This is a genomic window from Acetomicrobium mobile, assembly GCF_937920065.1.
On record NZ_CALETC010000081.1, the window covers coordinates 1 to 9,560 of the forward strand.

Genomic DNA, 9,560 nt, shown 5'->3' on the forward strand with positions numbered 1-9,560 from the left:
GCTCCACCTGGCCACTTTTTCGAGTTGATATTATTAATGATCCTTGCGATTAGCAAAGAGGCCAGAAAAAGCCCCAAGGCCAACAATGCTTGTATATTCACATCGGGAATTGCGCGAAACATGAGACGACTGACACCTCTATCTTAAAAAAATATTAATGAAGTCCCTTTGAGTGTTTCTCATATATGAGTTTTAAAATTATATTTTCCATAAAAACCCTGTCAGGCCTAGAATACGTACATGCAATAATCACAACCGATAGAGCAGCTATGACAACTATCAATAAAATGACGATTTGACGAGCAAGGCTGTTTTGTTGCCACCTTTTTCTTTTCGTCAAGGTTGCATCACCTCATAATAAATAGAGGGAGCCTCTTTCTCCCTCTATTCTACAACAGTCTCCGTCATAAATAAACAAAACTGGCGAAAAGCTACTTTAACGTTGCTTCACTAGCAAATAAGTTCATAAAGACTAGTTTTATTTAGTGCGATGTTTTGATGCTTTTTTGTTGGCTTACCATATTATTATGTATCTGATTATTATGTATCTGTCTTAAAACCTCAATGGCCACCTCCAAGGCTCTTTTGCCATCAGCTATGCCGACCATCGGTTGCCTTCCCTCTCTAACGCAGGATATAAAATGTTGCAACTCCATTTTAAGCGGTTCGTGTTTCGGAAATACAGGATGTTCTATTACTTCCATCAATCCCATTCCGTTGTCTCTAATACATCTGTGTATGGACACGTCTTGACTCTCGTAATCAAGAGTTATGTATCGCTCTTTTTCCATGATTTCAAGCGTTCTAAGTCTCTTTTCGGAAACCCTGCTCACCAATATATGGGAAATAGTGCCGTTCTTAAAGGTAAGATGGGCAGAAGCGATATCTTCATGTTCAGTATATATAGAGCGCCCATATGCCGAAATCTCGCTTATTTCGGAACCCACCAGAGACAAAATAATGTCAATATCATGAATCATCAAGTCCAAAACTACGCCAACGTCGGCAACTCTAGAGGAAAAAGGGCCCAACCTCCTTGTTTGAATATAAAAAGGTGGTTTACAGATACCCCTCACATATTGTACGGCGCTATTAAAACGTTCTATATGTCCTACCTGAAGCACCAGGTTTCTTTTGGCGGCAATCTTGAGGAGATCTTCGGCTTCATTCACTGTCTTGGTGACCGGCTTTTCTATGAGCACGTGGATATTTTTTTCCATAACCTTTTTTGCCACCTCGTAATGTGCCACGGTAGGTACGACTATGCTCAAGGCATCGGGACGGGCCTTCATTAAAAATTGGTCTAAATTACCATAATATGGCACTTGAAGAGTCTCTCCCACGGAAGCAGCCCTTTCCTCATCGATGTCCATCACGCCCACCAGCTTGGTCTCCAAAAGCTCGGTGTATATCCTTGCGTGGTGATAGCCCAAATGACCCACCCCAATGACACCCACACGCAATGGATTCATGTTTTACTCACCTCTTGTAATTGAGTCCACATTTAAAAGCCTCTTTTACCATTATCACTTTATTTTCATGTTTTTGGCCTTACGCAAGAAAGAAAATCTTCATTCAAATATATCATTTTTTTTATTGCTCCCAATAGGTAAAGGCTGCCGCATATCACTATGTATTTACATTGGTTATCATACAGTGTTTTGGTTAAGATATTTTCTATTTCGGGTTCTATTTGAACTGATGAGTTGGGAAAGATGTCCTTTGCGATGGCTGCCAAGGTTTTCGAAGTCATGCTTCTTTCGAGATTGGGCACCTCGGTGCATATAAACTTTCGAATCGGCAAATCTGCTAATTTCCTTAAAGCTCCTTCGACGTTCTTGTCCTTCATCATGGCCATAATGATTGCAAAAGTTTCGTTGGCTGGCAGTGCCAGTTTTAGTGAAGTAGCCAGTGCTTCCATTCCTTCAGGATTGTGCGCCCCGTCTAATATAAGTATTTTACCCCCATTGAGCCTCAGGACTTCGAATCGGCCTGCCCAAGAAGCTGATAGTAAACCCTCCCTTATGGATTTGTGCGATATCATTGGAAAGGTTTCCATTAAAAGAACTGCACCAAAAGCTGCTATCGCGGTGTTACGAATTTGGTAAGCACCTGCTAATCTTGTTTCCAAGGCATCGAAATAATGTCCACGAGAAGTCCACAGATCGTATACCACACCGTCTATAGAAATATGCCATGGTCTTACAACACACTCTCGCGAAAATAAGTGACCCTCAGACATTATCTTTTTGCAACGAGCGACGAATATGTCTTCTATGCCATTTGCTTGGCCGCCAACATAAAGTGCCTTGATTTTGGGTCTTATAGCGGCAAACTTCTCGCTAGCTATTTGTGAGAGCGTATCGCCTAGAAAGTTTGTGTGATCAAGGGAAATCGATGTAAAAACGGACAATATCACATTACCCAATAGATTTGTAGCATCAAGTCTTCCACCCATGCCTGCTTCAACAACTGCGACGTCTACGTTTTCATTCGCCATGATCAAAAAACTAATGGCAGTCATGAGTTCGAATGCTGTTGGGCGTGTTTCTGTTGTAGAATTGACTTGCAACGATTCCCTGACTTTATGCCAAGCATCACACCACTTTTGTGGGCTCAAGACAGATCCGTTAATGCGTAGGCGCTCGCCCATATGTATTAAATGAGGGCTAGTATATAATGCTGTCTTTAAACCTGAACTGGTTAAAATGCTTGCAAGCGTCGATGCTGTCGAGCCCTTCCCATTGGTGCCCAATACATGAATTGCTTTAAAATTTCTTTGTGGATTGCCAAGCGAATTCAAACACTTTGCTATCCGTGACAAGCCCGGGCGAATGCCCGGGCTTGATTCGTTTAAAATGTCCTGCTCCAAGAGATCAAAGGCTTTCACAATATCTTTATCGACCATTTCGGATCGCCTTAACTTTCTTTAAGCGAAGTAATGTTTTCATCAATCCTCTCAATGCGTTCCCTTGCTTTCTTCAGGCGTTCCTTCTCTTTTTCCACCACCTCTTTGGGAGCTTTTTGCAAGAAAGATTCATTGGATAGCTTCGACAAGCTTCTTTGTTCCTCTAATGCCAACTCTTCTTTTTCCTTCTTCAGTCTTTCGATCTCAGAAGGTATATCTATGATATCGCCTACTATCAAGTAGACATTGCCCCAAGGTAGCACTGAAACCAAGGAGCCCCCCGGCCTTCTTGAGACAAAGCTAATTTGGCCAACCTTCGACATGAGTTTTATCATGTCTTCATTTTCGGCGATCACCTTAGCGGCTGTCTCATCGGTGGGATCAAAAGCCAAATGAGGCACTACAACCTGAGGAGCTACGTTGGCTTCCGCCCTTAAGTTTCTAGCCGACCGAATGGTTTCTTGAACTATGTACATCTCCTTGGCAAGTAGTGCTGTTGTAGTCTCATCGAACATTTCTTCCACTGATGGCCATGACTCTTCTTCTATGGAATTCGAGCTAAAGCCGAATATGTGCCATAATTCCTCGGTTACAAAGGGAATAAAGGGATGAAGGAGCAGAAGAACTTTCCTGAAGACGTAATAAAGTATTTCTTGCGAGGCAACCTTTCTGTCGCTGCCTTCTTCTTCCTTTAACGCGGGCTTTGCCATCTCGATGTACCAATCGCAGAGTTCTCCCCATACGAAGTCATAAAGCAATCTGCTCGCTTCGCCGAAAAAGTAGCCCTCAAGAAAATCAGTGACCTCCTTGGTGACTTGGTTGGCGCGCATGAGGATCCATTTGTCGTGGAGTCTGAGATCGCTTTTATGCGCTATCCTTCCGCTTCCCTCGAAACCCTCTAAGTTCATTAAGGCAAAGCGCGCTGCGTTCCAGATCTTGTTCATGAAATGTCTGCAGGATTCTATTTTTTGGGCGCTTAAGATGATGTCACGTCCCTGAACTGTTAGCGAAGACAAGGTAAATCTGAGCGAGTCAGCTCCATATTCGTTTATGACGTCCAAGGGATCTATTACGTTGCCCTTGGATTTGCTCATCTTTTGCCCCTTTTCGTCACGTACCAAGGCGTGTATGTATACATCCCTAAATGGTACGTCTCCCATGAATTTCAATCCCATCATTATCATTCTGGCTACCCAGAAGAATATTATGTCAAAGCCCGTGACAAGGAGCGATGTAGGATAAAAATATCTAAGTTCAGGCGTATCATCCGGCCACCCCATGGTGGAAAAAGGCCACAACGCGCTTGAAAACCAAGTGTCTAATACGTCTTCGTCTTGTTTTATTTCTTTTGAACCGCATTTTTCGCAATAGATTGGATCTTCTTCTGAAACCGTGACATGACCGCATTCATCGCAGGTCCAAGCAGGAATTCTGTGTCCCCACCAAAGCTGTCTTGAGATGCACCAATCCCTGATGTTTTCCATCCATTGGTAGTAAGTGTTGGTCCATTGTTCAGGTACCCAGCGAATTTGACCTTCCTTAACAACTTCTATTGCTCTTTTGGCCAACGGTTCGGTGCGGACAAACCACTGCTCCGACAAGAAGGGCTCCAAAACTGTATTGCACCTGTAGCAATGTCCGATGGCGTGTTCGTGGTCTTCGATTTTTACCAACAACCCGGCGGCCTTTATGTCCCTCGTGATTGCTTCTCTTGCCTCGAATCTGTCCATACCTTTATAGGGACCGGCGTTTTCGTTCATGCGACCATCTGCATCGATAACTTGAATAAGTTTGAGTTCATGTCGTTCACTAACCAAAAAGTCGTTGGGATCGTGGGCCGGAGTTATCTTGACTAATCCTGTACCAAAGGATGGATCGACCATCTGATCCTCGATTATGGGTACAATTCTGTCTGTCATAGGGACCCTTACTTTTTTGCCTACTAATCCGGTGTTTTCTTGGTCATCGGGGTTTACTGCTATTGCAACATCTCCCAATATGGTTTCGGGGCGTGTTGTGGCGACCACTACTGAACCTTCTTCGCCCTCGATGGGATAGGCAACGTAATAAAGTTTTCCTTTTGTTAACACATGTTCAACTTCTAAATCAGATAAAGCCGTATGACAGCGCGGGCACCAATTAATGATGTACTTGCCTTTGTATATGAGTCCCTCTTTATACAAACGTACAAACACACACCTGACAGCCCTAGACAAACCCTCGTCCATAGTAAAGCGTTCTCTGGTCCAATCGCAAGAAGCCCCCAGCCGCTTTAGCTGCGAAATAATCCTGCCACCGTATTCGTGTTTCCACTCCCAAACCTTCTTTAAGAAGGCATCCCTGGTTATATCTTTTCTTTGAATGCCCTCTTTGGCTAATTCTCGCTCTACAACGTTTTGCGTAGCTATGCCTGCATGATCCGTTCCGGGAATCCACAGTACATTGAATCCCTTCATGCGCTTATAGCGACATACAATGTCCTGCAGGGTATTGTTTAACGCATGTCCCATGTGAAGCGATCCCGTTACGTTAGGCGGCGGTATGACCATGCTGAAAGGTTTTTTAGTTTCGTCGACCTCAGCGTGAAAAAGCCCTCTTTTTAGCCACCATTCATACCACTTTTGCTCTATCTCTTTAGGTTCGTACTCCTTTGGAATAAGCATATCGTCAGCCCGCATTTTGCAATGGTCTCTCCTTATATCTTAAGTTTTATGCCTTACGCAGCGTTAGGCTACTTCTTCATCTCTCGATATGTATACTGGAGATGCTCCTTCCAAAACGCACTTTTCGGTGATCCTCACCTTTGCAACTTCGTTCGATATATTGGGCAACTCGTACATTATGTCGAGCATTACCTTTTCCATGATCGACCTTAAACCTCTTGCACCAGTATTTCTTTTCTGAGCCTGGCGAGCGATGGCCCGCAAAGCTTTTTCCGTAAATTCCAATTCCACTCCCTCGTAGCTGAAAAGTTCTTTGTACTGTTTCAGTAAGGAGTTTTTAGGCTCTCTTATTATGTGCACCAATGCATCTTCATCAAGACCTTCCAGCGGAACAATTACCGGAAGCCTGCCAATAAATTCCGGGATAAATCCGTACGTCATTAGATCCTCGGGCTGCACTTCCCTTAATATATCCCACGATGCTTTTTGTTTAGTGCCTATTATATCGCCGCCAAATCCGATGACTCTTTTGTTGATTCTTCTTGCTATGATGTTTTCTATGCCTCCAAAAGCCCCGCCACAAATGAAGAGGATGTTTGACGTATCGACCTGGATGAAATCTTGGTAAGGGTGCTTCCTTCCTCCCTTAGGAGGAACGCTGGAAATAGTCCCTTCAAGCAGACGAAGAAGACCTTGCTGTACACCCTCGCCCGATACGTCTCGCGTGATCGAGGGCGAATAGCTCTTGCGGGCTATTTTATCGATCTCGTCTATGTAGACTATTCCTTTTTCCGCTAAAGCCACGTCGTAATCACAATTTTGCAGTAATCTAACCAAGATGTTTTCAACGTCCTCGCCCACGTAACCCGCTTCAGTCAGGGTTGTAGCATCGGCAATGGCGAAGGGTACATTTAATATTTCAGCCAATGTCTGGGCCAATAAAGTCTTACCGCATCCCGTTGGCCCCAACAGGAGAATGTTGCTTTTTTGAACCTCCACGTCGCTTTCGCTTTTTTTGTGCTTGACAATACGTTTATAGTGATTATGCACTGCAACCGAGATGACTTTTTTGGCGTATTCTTGTCCTATGACATGTTGGTCCAAATAAGCTTTTATCTCGGCGGGTTTTGGCAATACGAAAGTCTTGGAAACATCTCTCTCACGGCAATCTATAGTGTGTAAAATTCCTCTTTCTTCATTTAAGATAATATTGCATAAATGAATGCATTCATTGCAAATGCAAACACCTGGTCCTGTTATGATCTTTCCAACCTCATCCTGATCTTTTCCACAGAAGGAACATCGAAGCCCCTTCCTTTTAGGATCTTTGTCACTACCCTTTGGCATTTCCTTTTTCCTTCCTCCTTGAGGTCCCGTAGAAATATTTTGACCGGCCGCGAAGAATAACCAATCATATTATAGCCTAATCTCAGAAGTCTTTATAAACAAGCGAGAGAGCTCGTGCATTGCCCCCTCGCTTGTTTATAAAGGAGTTTGCATCAACAACCTATCGTTTTTCTATGACTTTGTCAACTATTCCATAGGATAGGGCTTCTTCTGCAGACATGAAAAAGTCTCTATCAGTGTCGCGGGCTACTTTTTCGATGTCTTGATTTGTGTGCTTTGCAATGATCTGATTGAGCCTGTCTCGTATATTTTTTATTTCCCTGGCGTGTATCTCTATATCAGTTGCTTGTCCCTGCACTCCCCCTAATGGTTGATGAAGCATTATCCTCGAGTTAGGGAGAGCTATTCTCTTGCCCTCAGTTCCTGCGGCCAAGAGTACGGCAGCCATGCTTGCTGCCTGACCTACACATATAGTTGACACAGGACACTTTATGTATTGCATCGTGTCGTATATTCCTAGCCCTGCCGTCACAGAGCCTCCAGGGCTGTTTATGTAAAGGTTGATATCCTTTTCGGGATCTTCGCTTTCTAGAAACAGCATTTGGGCCACGACTAAGTTGGCGAGATGTTCTTCTATGACCTCTCCAAGAAAGATAATTCTATCCTTCAGTAATCTGCTGTATATGTCATAAGCCCGCTCGCCTCTACCCGTCTGTTCTATCACTATCGGTACTAACATCCTCATTACCTCCTCTTGCTTCATTGCCCGAATCTTGTTCGCTTTCTTCTGTTTCTTCTTGTTCGGCCGATGCAGCCTTCATCTTTTCTAACAAGTCCTTCAGGGCTTTTTCATATTCTTCCTTTTCAAGTTCCCTCACATTTACAAAATCTAGGATTTTATCCAAGGTCTTTTCGGTCATGATATCATAACTCAGCTTATATAATCTATCTTGGTCAGACACGATAAAAGAGGACAATTCTTCAGCGCTTAAGTTATAGGCGGTTGCCATCCTTTCTACATGAGACCTGATGTCCCCCGGGTCCACCTTAATCTCAAAGCGCTTTGTAAGCTCCTCAAGTACCAGGGAATTTAAGACTCTCCTGAAAGCCTGATCTCGTACTTTTTTCTTATATTCTTCGAAATCAATACCAGATTGTTTCACGTACTCCTCCAAGGTTATATTATAGGCTTGCTTAATCCTTTGCTCCTCTTCGTATAGCAAGCTTTGAAATTCTCTATCTACCAGTCTTTCGGGCACATCTATCTTTGTTTGATTCACTATTTGCTGTAAGGCTAAATTTATCGCTTCGTTTTTTGCTCTGTTTTCGAGAACATCTTGTAGCTGTTCTTTGATGTGTGTTTTGAATTCATCTAAATCTTTGCCATCTGCTCCGACCTTTTTTAAAAATTCCTCGTCAAGTTCGGGAAGGATTTTTTTCTTTATTCCCTTTACTTCCATAGTATATGTAATGCGCTTGCCGGCCAGCTTACTGCCATCATCTGGATGAGTTATTGTTGTCGTTATGGTGCTTCCTGCGCTTTGTCCCACTAAATCCTTTTTTACGTTCTCGTCTAAATAATCGGCCGTTAAATCGATGGTGTCTTCCACCTCTTTGCCTTCAAAATCAAACTTCTCGATGTCATCGCCTTCTTCGCGTTCTACTTGAGCAGTGGCGTTTACGACAACGATGTCATTCTCCTCAATAGGTCTTTCTTCTTCAACGTCCACGTGCTCGGCATTTCGTTCGCGCAGATCCTTTATGACCTGCTCTACCATCTCATCGGTGACGATGGGCTTTAGTTTTGGAACTTCTATCTGACTCAAGTCTGGCAGTTCAATCTCGGGCACGACTTCGTATTCTATCTCTAAAAGGACCGGCGAACCTTCCTTTACTTCGCCTTCCAATTTAACCCTAGGCTCGGCTATTAGTTCCAACCCATATTCCTCTTTAATTTGTGTCACCACTTCGGGTATTAGATTTTCTAAAGCCTCGCGATAAATGCTTTCTCTGCCAAAATAGAGTTCGATGACATTGCGCGGCACTCTTCCTTTTCTAAATCCCTTTATGTTGGCTTTTTGACTTATTTCCTTAATAACATCCTTGACGGTTTCCTCGAACCTTTCGGGCTCAACTTCTACTTTTATCTTAACGATATTTTTCTCCTGAGATATAAGCTCGGACCTCATCGTCACCAAACTCCTTTCTTCAACATGAAAAAGCCTCGGTGTGTATTTTAACACCGAGGTCGCACCTAATATTTTAATGGTGCGAGAGGTGGGATTTGAACCCACACGGACGAAGCCACGGGATCCTAAGTCCCGCGTGTCTGCCATTCCACCACTCTCGCCCAAGGTCAATGCAAATGGTGGGCCGTACAGGGATCGAACCTGTAACCCCGGGATTAAGAGTCCCGTGCTCTTCCAGTTGAGCTAACGGCCCACATACAACCTCGTGATAAATAATACGCCAGACAGAATCTGAATCCGCGACCGACTGATCCGAAACCCGTCATCGGCGCTTGAAATTTGAAAACCAGCCCTCTTTATGTGCCTTCTCGCCAATGTGGCTGGCTTTTCATGTCGCGAAAATTATATTACCATGCACGTATTTTATAAGTCAAGTTCAACGAGGCTTTATTT

The 9,560-nt window shown here is 43.6% G+C and carries 6 protein-coding genes and 2 tRNA genes; all 8 read right to left on the bottom strand.

Annotation, left to right across the window (positions count from 1 at the left end):
* Positions 1 to 482: 482 nt before the first annotated feature.
* Positions 483 to 1,472 carry a Gfo/Idh/MocA family protein gene (locus Q7P41_RS03210; RefSeq protein WP_303882078.1) on the bottom strand — a complete coding sequence of 330 codons (990 nt, stop codon included), beginning with the start codon at positions 1,470 to 1,472 and terminating at the stop codon, positions 483 to 485.
* Positions 1,473 to 1,537: 65 nt separating this feature from the next.
* Positions 1,538 to 2,908 (bottom strand): folylpolyglutamate synthase/dihydrofolate synthase family protein, encoded by a 1,371-nt coding sequence (locus Q7P41_RS03215; protein ID WP_303882080.1) that lies wholly within the window; start codon positions 2,906 to 2,908, stop codon positions 1,538 to 1,540.
* 11 nt (positions 2,909 to 2,919) lie between these two features.
* The gene (locus Q7P41_RS03220) at positions 2,920 to 5,586 is read right to left on the bottom strand and encodes a valine--tRNA ligase (protein ID WP_303882082.1); all 2,667 of its coding nucleotides are present in this window, start codon (positions 5,584 to 5,586) and stop codon (positions 2,920 to 2,922) included.
* A gap of 48 nt (positions 5,587 to 5,634) precedes the next feature.
* Positions 5,635 to 6,918: an ATP-dependent Clp protease ATP-binding subunit ClpX gene (gene clpX, locus Q7P41_RS03225; protein ID WP_303882084.1), complete on the bottom strand. Its 1,284-nt coding sequence runs from the start codon at positions 6,916 to 6,918 to the stop codon at positions 5,635 to 5,637.
* Positions 6,919 to 7,078: 160 nt separating this feature from the next.
* The gene (clpP, locus tag Q7P41_RS03230) at positions 7,079 to 7,657 is read right to left on the bottom strand and encodes an ATP-dependent Clp endopeptidase proteolytic subunit ClpP (RefSeq protein ID WP_303882085.1); all 579 of its coding nucleotides are present in this window, start codon (positions 7,655 to 7,657) and stop codon (positions 7,079 to 7,081) included.
* Positions 7,623 to 9,107, bottom strand: a complete 1,485-nt coding sequence (gene tig, locus Q7P41_RS03235; protein ID WP_303882086.1) for a trigger factor — start codon at positions 9,105 to 9,107, stop codon at positions 7,623 to 7,625. The genes clpP and tig overlap by 35 nt, the downstream gene beginning before the upstream one ends.
* Positions 9,108 to 9,184: 77 nt before the next feature.
* Positions 9,185 to 9,268: transfer RNA gene (locus tag Q7P41_RS03240), tRNA-Leu, on the bottom strand.
* A 16-nt stretch (positions 9,269 to 9,284) separates the two neighbouring features.
* A tRNA-Lys gene (locus Q7P41_RS03245) sits at positions 9,285 to 9,360 on the bottom strand.
* Between the last annotated feature and the right edge of the window lie 200 nt (positions 9,361 to 9,560).